The organism is Mesorhizobium sp. 131-3-5 (genome assembly GCF_016756575.1).
Lineage (GTDB): Bacteria > Pseudomonadota > Alphaproteobacteria > Rhizobiales > Rhizobiaceae > Mesorhizobium > Mesorhizobium jarvisii.
Genome location: NZ_AP023254.1, coordinates 4350060 through 4371748 on the forward strand (window position 1 = coordinate 4350060; position 21689 = coordinate 4371748).

The 21689-nt window shown below is 59.4% G+C and carries 20 protein-coding genes; 10 read left to right on the forward strand and 10 right to left on the reverse strand.

The window, feature by feature from the left end:
- Positions 1–277 precede the first annotated feature (277 nt).
- A complete protein-coding gene (locus JG747_RS21070) occupies positions 278–2638 on the forward strand; it encodes a hypothetical protein (RefSeq protein ID WP_202359959.1) in 2361 nt (786 codons plus the stop codon).
- A 254-nt stretch (positions 2639–2892) separates the two neighbouring features.
- Here the strand turns inward: JG747_RS21070 and JG747_RS21075 are convergent, their stop codons facing one another.
- Positions 2893–3750, reverse strand: coding sequence for a thermonuclease family protein (locus JG747_RS21075; protein WP_244748175.1), 858 nt, complete (start codon positions 3748–3750; stop codon positions 2893–2895).
- Positions 3716–4105 carry a hypothetical protein gene (locus JG747_RS21080; protein ID WP_202359960.1) on the reverse strand — a complete coding sequence of 130 codons (390 nt, stop codon included), beginning with the start codon at positions 4103–4105 and terminating at the stop codon, positions 3716–3718. Before JG747_RS21080 ends, JG747_RS21075 begins: the two co-directional genes overlap by 35 nt.
- A 588-nt stretch (positions 4106–4693) precedes the next feature.
- On the opposite strand from JG747_RS21080, the gene JG747_RS21085 reads away from it, so the two are divergent.
- From JG747_RS21085 to JG747_RS21095, 3 genes are all read left to right on the forward strand, one after another.
- Positions 4694–6274 carry a hypothetical protein gene (locus JG747_RS21085; protein WP_202359961.1) on the forward strand — a complete coding sequence of 527 codons (1581 nt, stop codon included), beginning with the start codon at positions 4694–4696 and terminating at the stop codon, positions 6272–6274.
- The gene (locus JG747_RS21090; RefSeq protein WP_202359962.1) at positions 6258–7466 is read left to right on the forward strand and encodes a PAN domain-containing protein; all 1209 of its coding nucleotides are present in this window, start codon (positions 6258–6260) and stop codon (positions 7464–7466) included. Before JG747_RS21085 ends, JG747_RS21090 begins: the two co-directional genes overlap by 17 nt.
- A gap of 153 nt (positions 7467–7619) precedes the next feature.
- On the forward strand, positions 7620–8399 hold the full coding sequence (locus JG747_RS21095) for a DUF4236 domain-containing protein (protein ID WP_202359963.1): 780 nt from the start codon (positions 7620–7622) through the stop codon (positions 8397–8399).
- On the opposite strand, the gene JG747_RS21100 is transcribed toward JG747_RS21095, so the two are convergent.
- The gene (locus tag JG747_RS21100; protein ID WP_202359964.1) at positions 8390–9001 is read right to left on the reverse strand and encodes an SH3 domain-containing protein; all 612 of its coding nucleotides are present in this window, start codon (positions 8999–9001) and stop codon (positions 8390–8392) included. The two genes, JG747_RS21095 and JG747_RS21100, sit on opposite strands and share 10 nt — an antisense overlap.
- Positions 9002–9253: 252 nt before the next feature.
- Between JG747_RS21100 and JG747_RS21105 the strand changes: the two genes are divergently transcribed.
- From JG747_RS21105 to JG747_RS21115, 3 genes are read left to right on the forward strand one after another with little or no spacing between them, the layout of a single operon-like run.
- Positions 9254–9922 carry a vWA domain-containing protein gene (locus JG747_RS21105; RefSeq protein ID WP_202359965.1) on the forward strand — a complete coding sequence of 223 codons (669 nt, stop codon included), beginning with the start codon at positions 9254–9256 and terminating at the stop codon, positions 9920–9922.
- On the forward strand, positions 9922–10719 hold the full coding sequence (locus JG747_RS21110) for a PP2C family serine/threonine-protein phosphatase (protein ID WP_202359966.1): 798 nt from the start codon (positions 9922–9924) through the stop codon (positions 10717–10719). The genes JG747_RS21105 and JG747_RS21110 overlap by 1 nt, the downstream gene beginning before the upstream one ends.
- On the forward strand, positions 10716–12641 hold the full coding sequence (locus JG747_RS21115; protein WP_202359967.1) for a helix-hairpin-helix domain-containing protein: 1926 nt from the start codon (positions 10716–10718) through the stop codon (positions 12639–12641). Before JG747_RS21110 ends, JG747_RS21115 begins: the two co-directional genes overlap by 4 nt.
- Positions 12642–12759: 118 nt before the next feature.
- Here JG747_RS21115 and JG747_RS21120 read toward each other — a convergent pair whose 3' ends face one another.
- A complete protein-coding gene (locus JG747_RS21120) occupies positions 12760–13050 on the reverse strand; it encodes a conjugal transfer protein TraD (protein ID WP_202359968.1) in 291 nt (96 codons plus the stop codon).
- 1 nt (position 13051) lies between these two features.
- A complete protein-coding gene (locus JG747_RS21125) occupies positions 13052–13378 on the reverse strand; it encodes a conjugal transfer protein TraD (protein WP_202359969.1) in 327 nt (108 codons plus the stop codon).
- A gap of 172 nt (positions 13379–13550) precedes the next feature.
- Here JG747_RS21125 and traA point away from each other — a divergent pair, with 172 nt between their 5' ends.
- Both traA and JG747_RS21135 read left to right on the forward strand, forming a co-directional pair.
- Positions 13551–16598: a Ti-type conjugative transfer relaxase TraA gene (traA, locus tag JG747_RS21130; RefSeq protein ID WP_202359970.1), complete on the forward strand. Its 3048-nt coding sequence runs from the start codon at positions 13551–13553 to the stop codon at positions 16596–16598.
- A gap of 128 nt (positions 16599–16726) precedes the next feature.
- The gene (locus JG747_RS21135; RefSeq protein ID WP_202359971.1) at positions 16727–16930 is read left to right on the forward strand and encodes a helix-turn-helix transcriptional regulator; all 204 of its coding nucleotides are present in this window, start codon (positions 16727–16729) and stop codon (positions 16928–16930) included.
- Here JG747_RS21135 and JG747_RS21140 read toward each other — a convergent pair.
- The gene (locus JG747_RS21140) at positions 16921–17160 is read right to left on the reverse strand and encodes a helix-turn-helix domain-containing protein (protein WP_202359972.1); all 240 of its coding nucleotides are present in this window, start codon (positions 17158–17160) and stop codon (positions 16921–16923) included. The two genes, JG747_RS21135 and JG747_RS21140, sit on opposite strands and share 10 nt — an antisense overlap.
- A gap of 119 nt (positions 17161–17279) precedes the next feature.
- Here JG747_RS21140 and JG747_RS21145 point away from each other — a divergent pair, with 119 nt between their 5' ends.
- The gene (locus JG747_RS21145) at positions 17280–17837 is read left to right on the forward strand and encodes a hypothetical protein (protein WP_202359973.1); all 558 of its coding nucleotides are present in this window, start codon (positions 17280–17282) and stop codon (positions 17835–17837) included.
- Between the two features lie 318 nt (positions 17838–18155).
- Here JG747_RS21145 and JG747_RS21150 read toward each other — a convergent pair whose 3' ends face one another.
- From JG747_RS21150 to JG747_RS21165, 4 genes are all read right to left on the reverse strand, one after another.
- Complete coding sequence (locus JG747_RS21150) at positions 18156–19601, reverse strand: adenylate/guanylate cyclase domain-containing protein (RefSeq protein ID WP_202359974.1); 1446 nt, start codon at positions 19599–19601, stop codon at positions 18156–18158.
- A 113-nt stretch (positions 19602–19714) separates the two neighbouring features.
- Positions 19715–20524, reverse strand: a complete 810-nt coding sequence (locus JG747_RS21155) for a DUF2182 domain-containing protein (RefSeq protein WP_244748177.1) — start codon at positions 20522–20524, stop codon at positions 19715–19717.
- 62 nt (positions 20525–20586) lie between these two features.
- A complete protein-coding gene (locus tag JG747_RS21160) occupies positions 20587–21225 on the reverse strand; it encodes a DUF1326 domain-containing protein (protein WP_096454028.1) in 639 nt (212 codons plus the stop codon).
- Between the two features lie 143 nt (positions 21226–21368).
- Positions 21369–21668 carry a putative quinol monooxygenase gene (locus tag JG747_RS21165; protein ID WP_096458601.1) on the reverse strand — a complete coding sequence of 100 codons (300 nt, stop codon included), beginning with the start codon at positions 21666–21668 and terminating at the stop codon, positions 21369–21371.
- Between the last annotated feature and the right edge of the window lie 21 nt (positions 21669–21689).

Below are 21689 nucleotides of genomic sequence, written 5' to 3' on the forward strand. Positions count from 1 at the left end.
CTTTCTGCCATACTGCACCAACCGAATTGCGCGTGCTCGCGAGCGAGGCCGGAACATGAATAGCTGCCATGACGGAATCTGATCACGCCTTCCACTGCGGGTTTAGTTCGGAAGAGGGTCCCGCGCGGCCCTCTTAAGTTCCAGCTCGTGCTCATATAAGCCTTTTGCGACATTTCTGTCAGATACATGCGCTTTGGTCCTCCCAAGCGACAAGAATCGCGTATGTGCGCGCACTCCCTCAACCCACCGTCGCTGACGAACCCCATCGCTTGTTTGCATGACTGAAACTTCGCATACCCGAGTGCTTTCCCGCAAAATCTCTGATTACTGCCGTATCCGTATCAACCCGCTGTTCCCCCCTCACGAAAGCGCGCGCATCAGAGCGTTTCTGCTCAACCTGATCTCCTGTGCTGAAACACCGCCACGAAAACTGCGCGGCTATGATTGGCAAGAAATCGGCATTCTTTGCGATCTCGACGGTGAGACACTTCGATGTGCCCGGACCGCGATCGAACCAGCATTGGATGCGATCGCTCGAAATACGAAAAACGCGCCAAAGCGGGCGACCATCGCGTGCCGTCGCAACGCGAAACCGCGGCGTCATGCGCCGGAAGGTCCGCAGCCGCCGGCAGGGAAGGCGCCAGTTCCAAGTCGTAAAAAAAAGCTCGACCGGTCGGAGCGGGAGGCTGCAGTAGACCGGCAAAAGACCGGCATAAAACCGCGCGCTATCGAGGAGTTCCCACCACCTCTTTTCGAGGAAGCGTTTGATCACCCAAGCTTCCAGGCGGCGCTGGAATTCCAGATGCGCCGCCATGGCGACAGCTATTGGCATCTACATCGTGCTGTTGTCCGAGACGACGAGAGTCTCGACCGCTCGACAATTCGTCACTGGCTCCAGGGATCAAAATCGCCGCGCAGCGTGGCGAGCATGGAAGTACTAGCTCGAATCGAGCGTCGCTATCGTCTTTCGGCAGGGTATTTTAAAGCGAAACTCACGCTTCAGACGCGCTCCGCCTCCGGTCACATTCTCGATGATATCGGCTCGGCTGAACGCCGTCGGCTTGCGTGGCATTTGCCTGACGACTTCAACACGCGTCGCTCCGAGGAGCAGGAAGAGATTCTTGAATGGGTTCGGCGCGTGATTATCAGCGGGTCAACTGATTACCGGAAATTCCAGGCGGCCGCGTTGAAGCAGCGTTACGCCATCCGTTTCCCGGGTATCGCCTATGGTCAGTCGGATGCCGCAAATGACGGCTATCGAGTTCGGCGTGAGCACCATGACGATGATGGTGCTCTTTTAACTGACCCCGACTTGATGTCCGGCGTCATAGACGCCCCGCCTGTCCTTGCGATGGAAATGGCGGATCTGATCCGCTTCAAGACCGCGACACTCACTGCGTTCGGTCTACAGCGCAACGGTGTCTGGGGCGAGGAAACGGCATCGCAGAAGGTTGAGCATCTCGGTTTGATGTTCGGCGCTTTGGCCGCGCATCCACGCGGCCCGGTACGCGGCTACGGCGTGCCGACGCAGCATTTGTCTTTCGGCCTACTCGTCTTCCCCTCGGTCTGGGATTGGTATGTCCAATGGCGCGAGAGACGGCGCGGGTTCTACACTGCATGGGAGGTGGACATGCTGCGAATTTCGCTCGCGCTCACCCGCAGGGAGACGGGCTGGCTGAGGCAGCAACCCCACCTAGCGTCGCGGGTCCGCCCGATCAATGGACTTGTTTCACAGACCGACATTGATCGCGCCCGCAGCGATTGGGAGGACGCGTGCGATGTCTACTTCAAGCATGCCTCCTCCCGCGTGAAGGAGATTCAGCGGATCGCACGTGTGCATCGTGATCCTTTTGAACCAATCATGCCTGTGCTGGAGGCTGATAGCCCAGTGGGTGAGTATCGAAAGATCACGGAAGAGATTCTTCGGCTCATGCCTGATGAGCGCATCCATCGCCGTCCTGCCGCCGAAGCAGTCCGCTCGTTCCTGATGCTTAGGTTCGGGCTGCATCTTGGGTTGCGACAGAAGAACCTTCGTCAGTTGATGGTCAGTGAACGCGGCAGACTGCCGCGGTCTGAGCGTCAGCTTGCCGACATGAAGTGTGGTGAACTCCGCTGGAGCGAGCGCGAAAGGGGCTGGGAGGTGCTCATTCCTTCAGTCGCGTTCAAGAACGCGAACTCGTCCTTTTTCGGGAGTAAGCCATTTAGGCTCGTCCTGCCGAACTTGGGCGGTCTGTATGAGAACATTGAGGCGTATATTGATCGCCATCGCAAAGTGCTGCTTGGAGGGTCGGAAGACCCCGGCACCTTCTTTATCAAAACCGTGAAAGCGACCAGCAAGGACGCCGCATACGATCGAAACACATTTTATGAGGCGTGGCGCCTAACCATCCAGCGATATGGCATTTACAATCCATATACTAAGCGCGGCGCGATCCCCGGTCTCCTCCCTCATGGCCCGCACAATGTTCGTGACGTGCTGGCGACGCACATCCTGAAACAGACTGGGTCATATGAGCAGGCAAGCTACGCGATCCAGGACACGCCCGATATGGTGGCGCACCACTACGGTCGTTTTTTGCCGCAAGACAAAGCTGCACTTGCTGCGCGGATATTGAACCAAGTCTGGCAGGCGGCCTAAAGAACGTTAGGGTGTAAGACCAATTTCATACTGACGTTGTCGGGATCGCGCGGAGTTTCCGTGGAACGACGGTTGCAATATTTCTTTTACACAAGAGGCAGTACGGTGACCAATACGACGTTGGACGAGGATCTCGACGTGTAACCCCTTCTCCACATAAGCTAGGTCTCTGCGAAGCGTTCAACATCAATCTACAAAGGGTTGCCGTCGCAGTCGACTTGGCTCCGGTTGTATGAACCATAAATGTCCCTTGGTTATCGTTTCGACCGTCGCCAGCCGGCCGCCACGGCGTCCGCTTCTGAGCAGAACCACCGTTCGCCTTTGGCTTGGTTGATGATGGTTACGCTGTAATATTTTTGTCCCGGAACGTGATAAATACGGTTGCCGTCCACGGAAATGTTGCCCTTGATGTTGCAGTCGGCGTTGCCGCTGCCGAACGCGAAGACCGGTGCAGACGTTGTTTGCCCATCGCCAATTTGCTGTACTCGCCAGTCCCAAGGTGTTTGAAATGATCCTACCCACAAGCCGACTTTCGACGCCTTTGCCTTCGCCTGTTGCGATGAAAAAGCACCATTGCTGTATTTTGGCCAATCGAGCGCTTGGCCGTGTTCGACCATCCAGGCGGCTACGCTTGCTCCGTCCGCACGTCGGCAGTCGCCGACATAACGCCCATAGCGATCCCATGTAACAAATGAGCACTTGACGGGCCTGGAGGCCGCTAGAAACCCGTCGAGCGCCTCGGCAGAACGCCGCCCGCAGGGATATTCGAAACCCTTTGCGTCGTTGCAATTCTGGCGGCTCTCCGGGGCGTCGATCCCGTTGAAGCGGATGCGTTGGCCGTGCACTTCGATCGTGTCGCCGTCAACAACCGATGCGGTTCCGGCTATCGGGCCGGGGTCGTTCATGGTGCCGAGTATTGGAACCCTATCCAAATTCAAGCGGTCAGCGCTGACGAAGCTAGCAGCGGCTGCAAGACCGACGAAAATTGCGGCTATCGAAATAGGAACACGGAAGAGCCGTTGACCGCGAGGCGGGCGCGACTGCTTCATCTTGTATTGAGTTGACTTCGCCATACGGCTAGTTGCCCGCTTCGTGTCCGGTTCGACCGCCATCTTTCGCTTCGGCGGAACGTTCGCCGCAACTTCTCCCTATGCTATCGACTTGCGTCCTTAGATCGCACGGATGCTCACCGTCGTTCCCGACGTTGACAACAATGCCGTTCCGCGCCGGGGGCACTAAGGTTGTTCCGCGAAAGCGTTGGACGACACCCGCCACGCGTTGCCCGTCACTTTGAATGTGCGTGTTTTGGCTATTCGGATTGAACGGATCGACGGCCTGCAAAAGCTGGTTGGCGTGGTTCGAATCGCCGGCTGCGAGCGTCACGGTGTCATAATTATTCAAATAGTCAGTAGTGCAGCCTGAGATAAATGCCGCAAATATTGCGCCCGAAATCCAACGCCAATGCATGAAGGTATCCCCCGACACCAAGCTAGATCATGCACGTTTTGCATTTTGTTGTCGAATCTGCCGAACAACAATAATTGTGCGACTCAGGATTTATCGCCGGTTGGCGAGCACTTCAATTTCGATCTGAGACATCACTCTCAGGCGTTTCCTTCAACCGCTCAGTCATCGCCAAGCCCATACGGTAACTCGCGGGTCTGTTAATTGAGGATTGAAAAATCTGTGAGCGTGAGGTGGTCGACGTGGATTGCGTTTGCAGAAATATGTGCGCGAGGCGGTTCTTCTAGGAGCGTACGAGCGCGGCGGTGCTAATTTTGTTTCACGCTCCGATAGGGAGGCAACATATTTGGTTTTGCTGCGTGCGAGCCGATCTGCCCAATCAATACTGATCCGAGACAGATGGCGGAATCGGCGATGAGTCATCTGGTCTTGGTATAGTCGGAATGAAAATCGCCCCGGCCTTAACTACGCCCCGGGATATTTGCCGATTGCCGGCTCAGAACAGTTGCGGACATAGTTACTTTTCGGTGTAATGCCATCAGATCCGTGCGTGTGGGTTTGGCGGATCGGGGGCGTAATATGCAAACAACGATGAGCCAAAAGCTCGCAACCTATGGGCAATGGACCTATAGAGGGGCATGGGCGCTTGAGCTCGCAGCGGCGACAATCGGTCTTATGACCGGTGTGGCTCTTGGCTATCAAGCTTTCGCAGCGAGCGAGTCTGTCACTGCGATGGACCTAACTCTTGCAAGTGCACCATTTCTGATGGTCGCCATTGCGGAACTCACCAAAATCCCAATTGCAACTCTGCTTTTCAGCGTGTCTTGGGTTTGGAAGCCGATAGTGCTCGTCTTCCTATTAATCCTCGCAGGTATCACGTTCGAGACCGTTTTTATGGGGATGGAGCGTGCAGGCGCCCTTCGTCAGCTTCGCTACGAAGATTTGGTGAACAAGATTGATGCGCTCGAGCAGGAAGCTTCGAAACTTGCCTCGGTAGATGAACTCGGCAGAAAAGCCGATCAGGTTGACCAGGCTCGCGCCGAATTTGAGGAGATGACCACCCTTGCCGAGAAGTCCCGTGCTGGCTTCCAGACACAAATTGCGGAGGTTGACGCTGAACTGCAGGGGGCAACAGCTCTTACTCCGGAGGCATCCCGTGTTCGAGACCAGATCGAAGAAAAGAACACGGTTCGATCTTCCCTGATTGAGCAGCGTGATGCCGAGATAAGAGACGCTGTAACCCAATTTGAAGGCCAGCGTGACAGCTTCGTCCAGCGCATCAAGATGGCGCGAGACTCAGGCGACAGCGATTCAGCTCGTAAGTTGGAGGATGAGGTCGCCAAGCTGGCAAATCCAAGGTCCAAAATCGGCGCCAAATTCGACGCTCAAATAGATCCATTGGATCAGGAAATAGCTGCACTTCGATCGGATTTTGATCGACAACGCGCAAGCAGTCCGCCGATGACTGCCGACCAGCGGCAAAAGCTTACAGATCGGCGATCGAATCTGGAGCAGATACGCGATGCAGACGCCGCTAGTTGGCAGAAACGACTTGACGAGGCGGGCAAAAGGCTAGCCGATGCCCAAGGCGCTGAAGCCAACAAGGCGACCGTGGCCGCGCAAAATCAGGTTAGGCAGGATCAAATAGCCAAGGAACTCGCGGCCCTCGAGAAGGAGCGGATTCCAATGGCGCGCACCGATCAGGTCAGGCGCATCGCGGCAAGATGGTACGGTGCAAAGCCAGAGCAGGTGACTCCGGAACAGGCAGGCGTGATCTCAGTCATTTGGTTTAGTTCGCTTGCAGTGATCGCGGCGCTGGCCGGGCCGATCACAGCGATGGTGGCGCTCGCTCTTCAACGAATAGCCGCTCGCGGCGAAGTTCAGTCCCATAGCCGGCTGTCGTCACTCATTCGCCGCATGCTCTTGAGTTGGCGGTGGCGCCGCATTCGCACGATCGAGGTGCCGGTCGAGAAGGTCGTCGAGACGGAAGTCGAGAAGCGCGTCGAGGTCCCCGTCGAGATTGAAAAGGTCGTCAAAGAGATACTCTATGTTCCGCTGTTTACCGATGATCCGGAGGTGCTTCGAACGGCTCTGAAAAAGGAGCTGCCGCCAGATGTTGCCGATCTGGTGAGTTTATCTATGAAGGGGCAGGGCAATGCTCGTCCGGCATAACACCGCCCTTCTCGAGCAGGCGGTTGGCCTAGTCGTAAAGCGCTCTGCCATACCGATGCTACAGGCCGAGGCCGCAGCTCAGGAGAAAATCTCCAAAGCGGCTGCATTGCGTCGGATTGCGACCGGAGGTGCAATTGCTGTTGCAGCAATTGGGATCGGCTTTGGCATGAAGCTTGGACTTTGGCAGAAGAGCCCCACAATCCCAGAACCGAACATTCCGCGCGTAGAAGTGCCTGCCAAGCCCGCAGATACCAGAGCAGATAAGCCTTCCATCCCACTGCCTACTCCACGGCCCACGCAAGTGCCGACCCCGCCAGTGCCTCCAAAGGATCCTGACGTCGTCACCGTGGACTTCACAAAGTTCGCCACGAAGACGATCGACTTCCAGGGAGACAAATGGGAGTTGATTTCAGGCCATCATTTCAAGGATGAGAAAGACAGCTCTTGGGACACGGCGTGGTGCTACTCGCATCGGATGGTCAATGGCGTTGACGTAAACGTTCAACTGGCAAATAGGGTGGGTCCAGAAACGCAGCCTGTCTCACCCATATCTGCACGCGAGACCTTGGCACAGGTCGGTTTAACAGATTCTACGGCAATCCAGCTGGCAACGAATTGTGCGTGGCTCGATGGTCGTACTTTTGCAGCCTCGGATTTTACAACCGATCCTCGTCGAGAAGTGGGCGACTTATCCCCCCAGCCCCCGGTCATGACGACAGGGACCGATCCTGATACCGGCTTTGTCGTCGTTTCGGGATGGGACGCGATTGGAAATGACCTACCCAACATGCCCATCCGTGGCGTTACTGCCGAGCAATGCCAGAGCGCTTGCGATCGCGATTTTACGTGTTTGGCAGTGACGTATAATACCAAATACCAAGCGTGTTTCATGAAGGGTGACGCGTCCATTCTTGTAAAGAGCGAAGATTCGCTGATGGCTGCGAAGAAAGTTGTTGAGAGCAATCTCCATTATTCAAACCTTGTGTTTGCAAAGAACACTGAAGTTTCTGGAACCATCTATTGGACGGGACAACTCAGGTATCCCGACTGCATTTTACAATGCGTGAATGAAAAGTCGTGTTTTGGATTCAATTTCCGGAGCAAGGAGATTATGTGCACGCTACTAAGCAGCGTAACGCAATCATCAGACAATTCGGCTGTCGCGTCCGGAATTAAAAGCGCCGGCAACTAGACGTGGTCTCCGAAGGAGAGACCTGCAACGATCACACTATGCACAGCGCCGACTCCGGTGCAGACGGAAGTTGCTTCGCGAGAATAGCAAAGTTAAACGTGCAGCCTGCACAGCACTGGCGGGGGCGCAGTGGGGTTTAGATACAGAAAGTCATTGAGGCTCATTCCCGGCGTTCGCCTAAACGTCACCGGGAAAGGGCTCAGTAGTACCTCCTTTGGCAAGCCCGGCTCCACGTTGAACATGGGCCGAGGCGGCATTCAGAGCACGGTCGGTCTGCCCGGTTCGGGCATGTCCTATTCTTCCAAGCGCAGCGGTAAATCAGCTCTTTTTCTGGGTTTATTAATCGCAGCACTCGTGGCCCTGATCTACCACGCCGCCAGGGGAAGCAGGGTGGCGCAAGTGTCCTTGCTTGCTATAGCCGTCGTCGGTGTGGGGGCGGCCTTGCTGGCCCAGAATTCCGACACAAAATCCGGCGCTGCGCCAAGCTTGACATTGGCACCCCGAACCGTCCGCCAGGAACCAGGACAGACCCAACCGCTGCGGCCGGTAAGACGCGACATCAGCCCTTCGAATCTGCCGCCATTTGTGGAAGCAGCCAAAGCGCCGGTTCAGCAAGACACTCCCGTTGGCGATAGCTGGCCCACCTCCGCTGGTGATCAGAAACCGCCAAGCACTTCATCGGGAACCGATCTGGGTTCCTCGGCAGCGGTCGAGCAGCCGCAGAGCGAGCAATTCCCAACGGCAGTCGTGACCAGGACCGCGAATATCCGTTCGGATCCTTCCATGGGCGGCACCGTGGTGAGGCAGGTGCCGGCCGGCACCGCTCTGACGGTGGTCGAAATCAATGGTCGCTGGGCCCGGGTTAGCAAGGACGGAGCCACATTCGGGTGGATCAACCGCTCGCTGCTGGCGGCGCAGCCCTTCTACCAGTAGCAGACCGGGCTTCTGCCGCCTGGCCTGCTGTAAGCGCTCCGGCCCCCGCACAAACGCCCATTGCGCATCAGGTCGTATGGGCAGTCGCATCTGCCGACCACGGGGTCTCTGACAGGATCGCCCGAAGCATGCTCCGAAACGGTACCGTCATCTGATACAGCCGCTGGCGCGACCGGTATGGTCGAAGTCAGCTCGACCGGCTTCGCCTCGCTGAGGTAGTCGCCATGGATCCATCCGATCCGTGCGGAGACCGTCACATTGTACCAGTTACCTTGTTGACCATTGGTCTGGACCAGGTCGCCCTGCGGAAGCGTGGTGATGATACGCGCGCCGGTGTCCGGCGCGACCCTGACACGGACGTTTTTGGTGGTGTACAGCCAGCGAACCAACGTGGTGGGGTTGGGCTTCTGGGCAGCCACCGCGTCGGGCTTTGCATAGGCAATCGAGCTGTTGTTCGGCTGTGCCTGAGGCGCCGCGGTGGTGGTTGCCGCGGGTACCACGGGCGGGGCGGGTGGTGGCGATTGGGCGTCGATGCTCGACATGGCCCACCCGATCGCGCAGAAAACCGCGATGCCCCAGCCGATCCGTTGTTGGCTGACCATTTCACCCTCCCTGCACAATACAAAACAGAGCAGTCCGCGAAAGTCGAATCGACTTTTGGGTGGCTAAATCTCAAGTCAATTGACAGCAGAAACCGAGCGTCTGTAGATAGGGAAGGGGATTGAGAACTGGGGGCGGGCAAGCGCATCGATGCGCTTTGCAATTCCGGTTTCAATAATTTTTGGACGCTACCTGCCGAATGCCGGAAGACGCGGGCTTGCGGGAAGCGATATTTCAGCGAAAAGGCGAGTAAAATGTCCAACCAGTTTGATCAGATACCGTTTGGAGCTGCAGAGTTCGCGGATAACCCCGAACCTCGCTGTCCATGCCTCCTTCTGCTCGACACGTCCTATTCGATGAACGGAGCGCCGATCGACGCGCTGAACCAGGGACTTGTTGCCTTTAAGGACGAGCTCGCGGCGGACAGCCTGGCGATGAAACGCGTCGAGGTCGCCATCGTCAGCTTCGGACCGGTCAACATCGTCGCACCGTTCCAGACCGCTGACCTGTTTACGCCGAGTACTCTGGTAACCAGCGGCGACACCCCAATGGGTGCGGCGATCGAGCAAGGCCTTGAGATGTTGCGACGTCGCAAAGATGAGTACCGTGCGAACGGCATCTCCTATTATCGCCCTTGGGTCTTTCTGATGACGGACGGTGCCCCCACGGACAGCGTCGTTGCTGCCGAACACGCGGTCAAATCCGGCGAGGCGGCAAAGGCATTTTCGTTCTTCGCCGTTGGCGTCGAGGGTGCCAACATGGACATCCTTGCCAAGCTCTCCACACGCCAGCCGCTGAAGCTAAGTGGCCTCAAATTCCGCGAGCTGTTCTCATGGCTCTCCGCATCGCTGTCAGGCGTCTCGCAGTCGCAGGTCGGACAGACCGTGGCGCTCCAATCTCCCGCAGGTTGGGCTGAGGTGTGATGTCTTGGCGCATAGCGTCGGCTAGCGCCATCGGCACTTCGCATGTCACGGCCGGCAAGCCCTGTCAGGATAATTCGGTCCATGCCCTGATCGAGGGCAGGGAAGGTCCAATCCTCGCGGCCGCTGTCTGCGACGGCGCTGGCAGTGCGGCGCACTCGGAGGTTGGGTCTTGGCTGGCCGGGCAGAACCTGCTGGAGCTCATTTTCGTGCATTTCGCAGAGAACGGTGCGCTCGATCAGATCGACCGGCCAAAAGCGTTGGGCTGGGTGGCCGAAATTGCCCAGCGCATCGCCGCTCATGCGCGCGCACTCGGGCATGAGGTGCGTGAGTATGCATGCACGTTGCTGGTTGCCGTCCTCGGACCTACAAGCACCGTGTTCTTCCAGGTAGGCGACGGCGCAATGGTTGTTTCGCACGGCAGTGAAGACGGATGGTCCTACGTGTTCTGGCCGCAGCACGGCGAGTTTGCCAACACGACCAACTTCGTCACGTCGTCAAATGTCGCGGATGTCCTCGAATTCGAGTTCGCGCCCCGGCGCATTGACGAGGTCGCGTTGTTCTCGGACGGTATCGAGAACCTCGTCTTGCACCAGGCCTCGCGCAGCGTCCATCAGCCTTTCTTCGATGCGATGTTCCCGGCGGTCAGACGATCGGCAGTGGCGGGCGAAGACTCTACACTTTCGGATGGACTGAAGGCTTATCTGTTGTCGCCGCAGATCTGCGAGAGGACCGATGATGACAAGTCGTTGATCCTGGCTACGAGATCGCATGCTGAAGCGATGGTGGCCGCAAAATGAACGCGAAGGTCCGCGAGGTGTTCACCCTGCGAGGGGAAGCCCTCAAACTTGGCGAGATCGTCGGCCAAGGCGGCGAGGGCGCCGTCTACGACCTGGCTGCACACAAGAACCATGTCGCCAAAATCTACCACCGGCCGCTCGAGCAGCAGAGGATCGACAAGATCCGGGCCATGGGCAAGATCAAGACCGATTCACTCGAAAAGCTGACGGCCTGGCCGACGGGGCTGGTCTGCTCCAAGGACAGCAAGCCCATCGGGCTGATCATGCCAAAGATCAGCGGTCGCAAGAGCATCCATCAGCTCTACAGCCCCAAAAGCCGCAGAACGGACTTTCAGCGGGTTGATTGGCGATTTCTGGCACGTGTGGCGGCAAACACCGCCCGGGCATTTGCGGCTGTTCACGACAACGCATGCGTCATCGGCGATGTGAATCACGGCGGTGTGCTCGTGGCGCAGGACGCTACCGTGCGCCTGATCGACTGCGACAGTTTCCAGGTCTCCTATCTGGGGCAGCAATATCTTTGCGAGGTGGGAATCGAGACCTTCACACCGCCGGAGCTGCAGGGCAGATCGTTTTCGGGAATCGTGAGGACGCCAAATCACGACAATTTCGGTTTGGCCGTGATGGTGTTCCTGTTGCTGTTCATGGGAAAACACCCCTTTGCCGGCCGCTACGCAGGAACCGGCGACATGCCGATTTCGAAGGCGATCGAGGAGTACCGCTTTCCCTACGGGGCGAACGCCGCCGCGGTCGGAATGGCGAGGCCTCCGAGTTCCCCCGAACTCGCCATCGTCGGCCCACGACTTGCAAAAATGTTTGAGGATGCCTTCTCGCAAAGGGGAACGTCGGCTGGCAGGCCGGTGGCCCGGGAATGGGTGGCTGCCCTGGCGGAATTAGAAGCGAACCTCAAGCAGTGCTCCTCCAATTCCAGCCACTGGTCACTTGGCTCATCGCCATGCCCGTGGTGCAAAATGGAAGGCGCCACCGGCGTCCCGCTGTTCTCAACCGTTGTTCCCGCCGGCGGGGCTACGCTTTTCGATATCGCCGGATTCCAGCGGCAGGTGGACGCCATCCCGCATCCCGGGCCGGTGCCGACCGTTCCCGAAAAGAATGTAACACCAGATCCCAACGCCCTGAAGCTCAGGGGGCACGCGCGCCGCACCAACTTCCGGGCAGGAATAGCGGCCGCAGTGGTCGGCGTCGCCGGCTTGATGATGGCGCAGGTCTGGGTGCTGGGCATCGCCTTGGGAGTCTTTCTGGGACTGAGAGGTCTGCTGAACAGGGACAGTGAGGCTGCGGAATACCGGCGCGTCGCCGCCGAGGCCGCCGCCCAGTGGAAAAACGCGCAAACAACGTGGATGCAGAGGGCCGGGCCGGATGCTTTCGACAGGCAAAAAACGGTGCTCGCCGGGCTCAGGCGCGAATGGGACATCTTGCCTTCCAAACGGGTAGCCAGGATCTCGGAGCTCGAGCGCAACCGCCGTCAGGCGCAACTGCACCGGTTCCTAGATAACTTTGAAATCTCATCGGCAAAGATCGAGAGCATAGGACCGGGCAAGAAACAGGTCCTGGAGTCGTATGGCATCGAAACAGCGCTCGATGTCGAGAGAAACAAGCTTTACAGCGTGCCCGGATTCGGACCTAAAACCGCGCAGAAGTTGTTGAATTGGCGAAAGTCCGTCGAAGCCCGCTTCGTCTTCGATCCCTCACGCGCGATCGATCCACGTGATATCGCGCAGATCGACCAGGACATTCTCGGCGACCGCAAGCGGCTGCAAGGCGCCTTGGTTCTCGGTCTTGAGCAGCTCAAGCAGACAAGAGCCCAGATCCTTGCCGCCCGCGAACACAGTCGCCCGGAAATGGAGCGATTGCGGCTGGCATTGGATCAGTCAACGGCCAACGCCGCCGCGAGTTCAGGTTGAGGCGGCCAACGCTGGTTCGCTAATCAGGCTCGGTGACTTGTGGCATACCTTCATCACCCTGTTTGCGCGTCGGTGTAAAATGCCCATTTCGTACTGAGGCGGTTGTGACCGTGTGTGATCAAATGGACGGCTTTGCATTGCACGCCGCTTGCCGACCACCGCTACATTCGCTCCTCTTTTGGTCTTCATGCCGTTCCGCATCGAATGCCTGCTTTCCCTTCGCGGCCCAAAGATCTCGTGCATGCTCGCCTTCAGAGCTCTGCAATTTGTCGGCTGTCCAGAGCAGCGCGCCATATATCGTGGCGCGATCGTCGCCAGTCAGCTCAACGATGCCTGCCTTGACGACCAGTCCGCCAAGTTCGATCAGATGTCGCGTGCGCTGGCGTCGCTCGACCAGCCACGTGCGCATGTCATGCCGAGTCAGTGCCGCCTGCCTGCGTTTGAGCGCTGCCCGGTTGCGCTTGAGCGCTGCGAGGGTTGCGCTGAGATGCCGGAGCAGTTCGCCGGGACCGGCTCGCGAGAAGCATCACCCCACGCTTGGCCCATGCCTCACGCTTTGCGGGCTCTTTCGTTTCAGCGATTGCGACCAGCGCGCCGGCCAGTTCGTCGGTGTTGAGCTGATCGGCGCCGGTGGCGATCACCAGCTCGCCAAGCTGCTGCACCTTTCGCGTTTTGAGTTCTCGCGCTTTGTCTTCCAGCGCCCTCAGTTCGGCGTCGAAGTCTCGCGGTTTGCGCATGGTTCTCTCCATTGATTGGCGATGCGGCAATGATAGGCGACAGCTTGCCGGAAGGCTTCAGGGTTGCCGAGACAGCCCGGGACGGGCTGGTCCATCCCGAGAATTTTTCGAGGGAGGGCGCGCTTATACGTCGTGCCGACGTACGCTTTGCCGTGTAAATGATCCTGTCGCGATGGCGATCTATCATCTTCACGTCAAGGTCATTGGCCGCAAGGCAGGGAGCAGTGCTGTGGCGTCTGCGGCCTACCGCTCCGCCTCGCGGCTGCGTGATGAGCGGATCGAACGCAGCCACGACTTCTGCGCCAAGCGCGGTGTCGTCCATTCCGAGGTGATGCTGCCGGAGGATGCACCCGAAGCCTGGAGCGACCGCGAACGGCTGTGGAACGATGTCGAGGCGTTCGAAGTACGCAAGGATGCCCAGCTTGCCCGCGAGGTGGAATTTGCCCTTCCACGCGAACTCAGCCAGGCGCAAGGCATCGAGTTGGCGCGCGACTTTGTACAAGTCGAGTTTGTCAGCAAGGGCATGGTCGCCGATCTCAATGTGCACTGGGACAGGGCGGAGGATGGCAGTCCCAAGCCGCATGCCCATGTCATGCTCACCATGCGGTCCGTGGACGAGAACGGTTTTGGCGCCAAGGTTCGAGACTGGAATGCTACCCAGCTGGTTGAGCGCTGGCGCGAACGATGGGCGGAGCTGGCCAATGAACGCCTGGCCGAACTCGACATCGACGCCCGCATCGATCATCGCAGTCTGGAAGCACAGGGCATAGCTCTGGAGCCACAAACCCAGATCGGTGCACCGGCTCAACGCATCGAGGGCAGTGGCCTTGACGCTGGTGACATTGAAGCAGATCGCGCCGAACTGCATCGCGAGATCGCGCGCAACAATGGTGCGCGCATTATTGCCGATCCATCCGTGGCGCTCGATGCCATCACGCATCAGCAATCGACTTTCACCCGAAAGGACATCGCGAAGTTCGCGCATCGCCACAGCGATGGAATGGAGCAGTTCAACGCGGTGATGGCAGCCATCAGCAACGCACCCGATCTGGTCGAACTCGGCAAGGACGGACGCGGCGAGGACCGCTTCACCACAAGGCAGATGATCGACACCGAGCAGCGCCTTCACCGCGCGGCAGAACGCATGGCCGGGGAGGTGCGCTATGCGGTGAGTGATCAAGATCGCGAGGCTGCTCTGGCGGCCGCCAAGCAGCGCGGGCTTGTCCTCTCAGGCGAGCAAGCCGATGCACTGGATCACATCACCGACGGCCGCGGCCTTGGTGTTGTTGTCGGCCTTGCCGGAACGGGCAAGAGCGCCATGCTGGGCGTTGCGCGCCAGGCATGGGCAGCGGCGGGCTACGAGGTTCGAGGCGCCGCACTCTCCGGCATTGCCGCCGAGAATCTCGAAGGCGGATCAGGCATCCCGTCACGCACCATCGCCAGCATGGAACATAGCTGGGGACAGGGTCGCGATCTTCTCACCAGGCGCGATGTCCTGGTGATCGATGAGGCCGGCATGGTCGGCACGCGCCAGTTGGAGCGCGTGCTTTCCCATGCGGCGGACGCTGGCGCAAAGATCGTCCTCGTCGGCGATCCGCAGCAGTTGCAGGCAATCGAAGCCGGTGCTGCATTCCGTTCCATCCACGAACGCCACGGCGGTGTCGAAATCGGCCAGGTGCGCCGGCAGCGCGAGAACTGGCAGCGCGATGCCACGCGCGATCTGGCAGCAGGCAGGATCAATGCTGCGATCAGCGCCTACGACGCACAAGGCATGGTGCATCAGGCTGCAACGCGCGATGAGGCGCGAGGTGAACTCGTCGAGCGCTGGGATCGCGACAGGCAGGCGAATCCAGAGGCAAGTCGGATCATTCTAACTCACACAAACGACGAAGTGCGCGCGCTCAACAAGGCAGCGCGCGATCGCATGCGCGCTGCCGGCGATCTCGGCGACGAAGTGCAAGTGACTGTCGAACGCGGTGCAAGAAACTTCGCCAGCGGCGACCGCATAATGTTCCTGCGCAACGAGCGCGGGCTCGGCGTCAAGAACGGCACGCTTGGCGTGATCGATGAGGTCAGCGCGCAAACAATGACGGTCCGAACCGACGACCGTCGGTCCGTGCGCTTTGACCTGAAAGACTATGCCCACATCGACCTCGGCTATGCCGCGACCATCCACAAAGCGCAGGGCATGACCGTCGACCGGACCCATGTGCTCGCCACGCCGGGCATGGATGCACATGGCAGCTACGTCGCACTGTCGCGGCATCGCGAAGGGATGGAACTGCATTATGGCGGTGATGACTTCGCGACCCGCGAACGCCTCGTCCGCACTCTGTCGCGCGACCGCGCCAAGGACATGGCGTTGGATTACGAGCAGATTGACCCGGCGCAGAGCTATGCCGAGCGGCGCGGGATCACCTTCCGACAGCGTGTGGTCGAGATCGTGCGCCGGATCGTTCCTGAGAAGCTGCGCGACAGGATTGGCGGATTGCTGGACGGGTTCCGCTCGCCCGGCGACGTCGAGCCCATGCAGGAAGGTGGGCGAAGGCCGGGAAGGGAAGATGTTAGGGCGCAGATCGGAGATGTTGGCCCGACGCCCGGCAAAGGAAATCTAGCCAACGGAATGCGGCGCGACACGAATGTGCCAGTGGACGCGGAAGCGGCTTTGCGCAGTGCTCGCACCAAGGCGCTTGTGCGTCACGCGCGTGCCCTCGACGCTATCCTCAGCAGTGGAAACGCGGATGGCCAGGGTAATCCCGAGCAGATGCGCGAACTGAGAGATGCCCGCAGCGCGTTCGAGAAGGTTCGGCCGCATGGCTGGCGCGATGCCGAAGCGGCTTATGTGAAAAACCCCGAGCTTGTCCGTGAGGCGGGCGCCGGCCGCGTCAGCCGCGTCGTCATTGCTCTCCAGCTTGAAACCGAAATCCGTACCGGGATGGACATCGATCCCGGCCGCCGCGCCGACCGGTTCGTGGAACGTTGGCAAAAGCTCCACCGGACAAGCCAGGACCAATACCAGGCCGGCGACATGTCCGGCTACAAGTCAACGCGCACCGCCATGTCCGATATGGCCAAGAGCCTCGAACGCGATCCTCAACTTGAATCCCTACTCGCCGACCGCAAGCGCGAGCTTGGCATCTACAGCGATTCTGGCCGGCGCCTTGGTGCGGAACTCGCATTCAGTCATGGCATTGGCAGGGGCCGTGGCCTTGGGATCTGAACTTGTCCGATTTGCCGCCGTTTCCACGCCACAGGCGGGTCAGGCGACAAAGCTGCTTGTGTCCAGCTTTGGTTCGCGCTGTCTGTCCCAGCAGATACCGGCAGCAACCACTGAGAAGCAGACGAGCTATGGCCGAGCCGGATCGCATCATACGCCTCAGAACCGTCCTTGACCGGACCGGCCTGTCCCGCTCAACCCTCTATCGCAAGATCGCCGAAGGCACGTTCCCTGCTCAAATCAAGATCAGCATAAACGGGGCGGGTTGGAGAGAATCCGATGTCAATCGATGGATCGCTGATCCCGTTGCATGGCGAAAAGAGCGTCAGTTCTGATTGCGAGACAGACGAACGCCAGGGCCGCCGCCATTCTCTGGAATGAACTCTATCCCTGCGGCTTCGAGTGATAGCTTCAGCGCCTGCAGAATGGAATCCGATGCGGATTTCGAACCCCGTTCGAACTGCACGATTGTCCTCACACTTACCTTGGATAAATCCGCCAGTTCCTGTTGAGAAATGTCGAGAAGCCCACGGGCCGCGCGAATTTGGGCCGCACTTACCTTCATTGTTCAAATGCCCTGTTGCACAAAAAGTGCAAATATGCTTGTTTTAGGAAACGACCGTTGGAAGTGGTGCGTCCGCTTCCAACAGCCTAACCACGCCTAAACTTTGCGGAGCTCGGATCATGGCTGATTCCGACCATAGCACGACTATGCCTCCCGTCACGAATGGCAAGACTGCCAATGGGTTGAACCGGTTCCGGGATGGAGACGCAGTAATTCTACTGCTGCGAGATTGGTCGCGGGCGCAGCAAGTTTCTAAGGTCCTTTGCCGACTTCAACAGCGTCTAGAGAGGCGTTTCCTCAACGCTGGAGGCTCAGAAGCGGTGGATAAGCAGGTCGACTATTCGATCGCCTGCCAGGCGGAGGTCGAGGCCACAACCGCAGCTTTGAAGCTTCAAGACAAACTACCGCACATACGGGCACGGTCGCTTTTTGGCATCGTCGCCAAGCTTGAAATCATTGCCGGCGCAGATCGCGACATCGACGACCCCACAGACTTTCCCTGGCCGCATATTGCGTCGGTCCTTGATGACCTAAAGGAAATAGCCGGGAACCTGCCATCCGAAAAGCCTCAGCGATCTGTCGTTCACGCGGACTGCAGGCATTATCAGGCGATGGCGGCCGACTTCGTCGGTCTGCAACTGCAGAGCGGTGATCTGCGGTCGGGGCAGGGTGCCTGAACTGGGACAACATGGGCTAGAATAAACTCTGGCGTTGAAGAGAGCGATGCGTCATGCCGGTGCGCGATTAACGAAGCAATCTGGAATGAACGACCCCATAGATCGAAGTGGGCAGCGTTGCTGTCGGATGATGCACGGCAATCGCCAGCCACCTCCGCAGCGTATAACTCGACCGAATGTAAAGCGGCTTTGTAAACCGAAGGTCGGGAGTTCAATCCTCGCACAGCACCGGCCTATCCATTGAACCGCTCAAGACCTTGAGAGGCCCTAAGTTCCGGTTCTTAAGCGGTGCGAAATGGCGTTGGCACGCAATCGTGTCTATCCGCGCATGATGCGATAGACAGTTGCGTCACCCTGCATACCCCGAAGAGGCGCGTCAAAAGCAACGACGCGATGGCCGGCAAGCATGTCGCTAACACCCGGCGCGGAATGGAGCGCCTCGGAAATGCAGATCTGTCCGGCTTCTGCCAAGGACTGCACGCGCGCGGCGACATTCACGGTCTGACCGAAATAGTCGAGGTTGTCGTTGAGTGTCACGGCGATCGACGGTCCACAGTGGGCACCGATCTTGAGGATGATCCCCGGACCGTCATGGTCGCCGTTGAAGCGGTCGATTTCTTCAAAGATGTGGAGTGCAGCCGAAATCGCATCCGACGGCTGCGAGAATACAGCCATCACCGCGTCCCCGATCGTTTTGACCACCGCTCCGGAATGTTGCTGAACCACCGCGTTGACCAGAGCGAAATGCTCGCGGACCAAAGCATAGGCGTTGAGGTCACCCAAGCGCTCATACATGGCGGTCGAACCCTTGAGGTCCGTGAACAGGAAGGTGATCTGCCGGATGCCGAGCCCCTCCTTCTCGTCGACGCGTTCGGACCGGAAGAGCTGGCGGAAGGTCTGTCGCGCAAGCAGCGCTCCACCGGAGACATAAGGGTCGAAATCGAGCGCCGGCTTGGTGGTCAGCGCGACAAGCTCGGGCGGCCAGTTGATGACAAGCAACGAACCTCGCGCCATCCCCCTATTCGCGACCTCAATGACAATCGGGCCAGGTGGCACGGTGGGCAAAGCCGGCACGAAACGTTTGCCGTCATAGTCGATCTTCAGACATGTCGGAGCCGACACCGGATCGCCTGATATCGGCACAGCGAATGCGGCCTGGGTCTGGACGTTGACGCCAGAAAGGGCGCCCGGTCCCAGGTCGGCGCGAAGCACAGTGGTGGTGCCGGGCGGCAGAAACGTCATGCCCCGAACGAAGCCGCGCAGAACGTCAAGAAAGCGAACGTCTTGCCCCGGCAGCCGCCCGTCATGTCCGAAGTGGAGCTTCCAGTGAAAATCCTCGACAGGGAGCGTCTCGGGGTCGTGGTAGGGCAGGCGCCGTAACTTCGGCGATACCGAGAAGGTGACCTCGATGAAGTCGTCGAGGTCGGTGTCGCCCGATACGTCGCACAGGCCACAGACGTAGTGGGTCTTTAGCGTGCGCAGGGCGCCGAAACTATCGAGCACCATCCCGGACTGGGGACAGAGCACATCCCAGCTCATGTCAAACAAGCCACAGCGGGCGGCATGAAGGAATAGGTCGATTGCTTCAGGCTCGGCGATTGCGCGGTCGCGAGCAAAGGACCGCGGATTAACGCGATAGAGCGAGTGGTCATCAGCGCTCCTGATCAGCGTCTCGAATTTCGAGATGACGCGTGAGCTCCAGGCTCGCGCCTGCTCCACCTTGGTCATCTTGCTTTCAAGAAGACGATCGTTGACTTCCGTCACGCCGGATCCTCGACCTTTCCTCGCGACAGCCTACTAAAAAACCAGCGCGATGCGAATGGATTGCCGTCGAAAGCGTCTGCCGTCACAGCAGAGATGCTTATGCTCCTGCTCGTCTAGCCGTGCATCCACGGCATATCGATTGCCCCGAGCGATACAACGATCCCGAGGGCCACTAGCGCAAACCCCAAACTACCTTCGAAGCGCCGGCCACGGGGCAGCAGCTTCTCGACGAAGACGACCAGCGTCAAAAGCAGCATCCAGGCGAGGCTCATGACGCCCGCTGCGACCAGCACGGCGAACAGTGCCCAGCAGCAGCCAAAGCAATAGAGACCGTGGCGCAGCCCCATCTTGAGCGCGCCAACACGCCCGTCGCGCCAGTGCTGCGCAACGAAAGCGAGCGGCGAGCGGCAATGGCTGAGGCAAATGTGCTTGAGGGTCGTGAATTGGTAGAGCCCGGCGACGCCAAGCGTGGCACCGAGCGCGACCGGTGCCCATTTCGAACGCTGGGGCGGATTGAGGCTCGTCGCAAACTCGCTGCCGAACTGGACCAGGACATACACCAGAAGGCCCGCCAACGCCCAGACGAGCATGTAGCCCGCGACGAAGATCCATGTCGGGACGGCCACCTGCTGCCCGCGCCTCGCCTGCGCCGCCGCGAACATAAAGATCATGGGCGCAGCAGCAGGCAGCATCATGGCCGCCATCATCACAGTCCATACAGCGAGAAAGGCGGCGATGCCGGCGAGTGACCAGCCGTCGGCCGCAATTCCGGCCATCGCCATGCCGGCCATGCCTTCCATACCCTCCATCCCGCCGCGCACCGCAATGCCCATGGGCATAGCCATGCTGATGGTCTGGTAGAGGGTGAGCGCCCACGCCGCCGCTGTCAGCACGACGAGCGATGCGAGGAGGCTGAGCGGCATGCCACGCAAACTCCGGAGCCGCCACGTTTTCTTGGGGAACGCGTCAGGCATCGGGGCACGCCCTAGTTCGGGCCGGTCCAGTCGAATGGGATGTGCTTGCTCGAGCGGGCCGTGCCCGTCCAGTCGAGCCCGAAGCCCTTGGTGGTCACCTCGACAGAACGCCCCCAGGTGGCAACCTGGCCCGGGCCGACCTCCGAGCCGGGCGGGTTGATTGTCTGCACCCGCTTGCCCGGCGGTGTTGTAGGACCGGAGAGCGCTTCAGCGCGGCCGACGACGAGGCCAGTAATCTCGACTCGCCAGGTGGCCAGGTCGCCCGCCACCTCGAAAGTGATTGGCACGAACTCCATGCCACGCATCTCGCCGATATTGGCGGCAAAGCCTGCCGGCCAGCCGCCGGCGTGGCCGCCGAAGATCATCTGCAGTGCCTCGCGCTGCGGCTCATTAGCCTTCTCGTCGAGATACATGCCCATCACGGCCTTTGCCTCGCCGGCCCATAGATTGCCTTCGAACTCGCCGAGCGCCACCAGCGTCAGGCCGTCGAGCTTCACCTCGCCATACTGGCCCTCGCGCACATGCCAGGCGAGCACGCCCTGGCAGTGATTGCCGGTTGGCCGCTGGGCGAACTCACAAGGGCAAGGGATGTCGCAGCTGCAGATGTCGAACCAGTCGCCCGCGAGCCGCCATTGAGGCACTGCGTCCATGGCGCTTCCTCCCCGAAACTAAGGGCCATTTATACGCCGAAGGCCGAGCGCACTCCACTAATTCGTGCGTCGCTCGCTGATTTTGATGGGCGGGCTCCCACATTAATGGTTGAGGGGTGCACACAAGCCGCAGCTGGGCCCCTTCAGGTCCTGATATCGGCGACGACCGTTCCGGAGACAGGATCGGTCACGCCGAGGTCGCCGCCGAGATCCTCCAGCATGTCTCGCATGGTGTCCAAAAGGCCGATCATCTGCGGCCGTGCCGTCGCGAGGCTGTCCAAGTCGTTCCATTCACCGACGACGCAGAAGGTCCGGTCGCCGGTCTTGATCAGAGCGGCCTTTCGGAAGCCCGTGGCGTCGAGGCTCGCTTTCTTGTGTGCATCGATGAATGCCTGTTCCTTGCCCGGCTTGGTGCGGAACCGAACGACGTTGTAAGCAGTCATGCCTTCCTCCAATCGATTGCG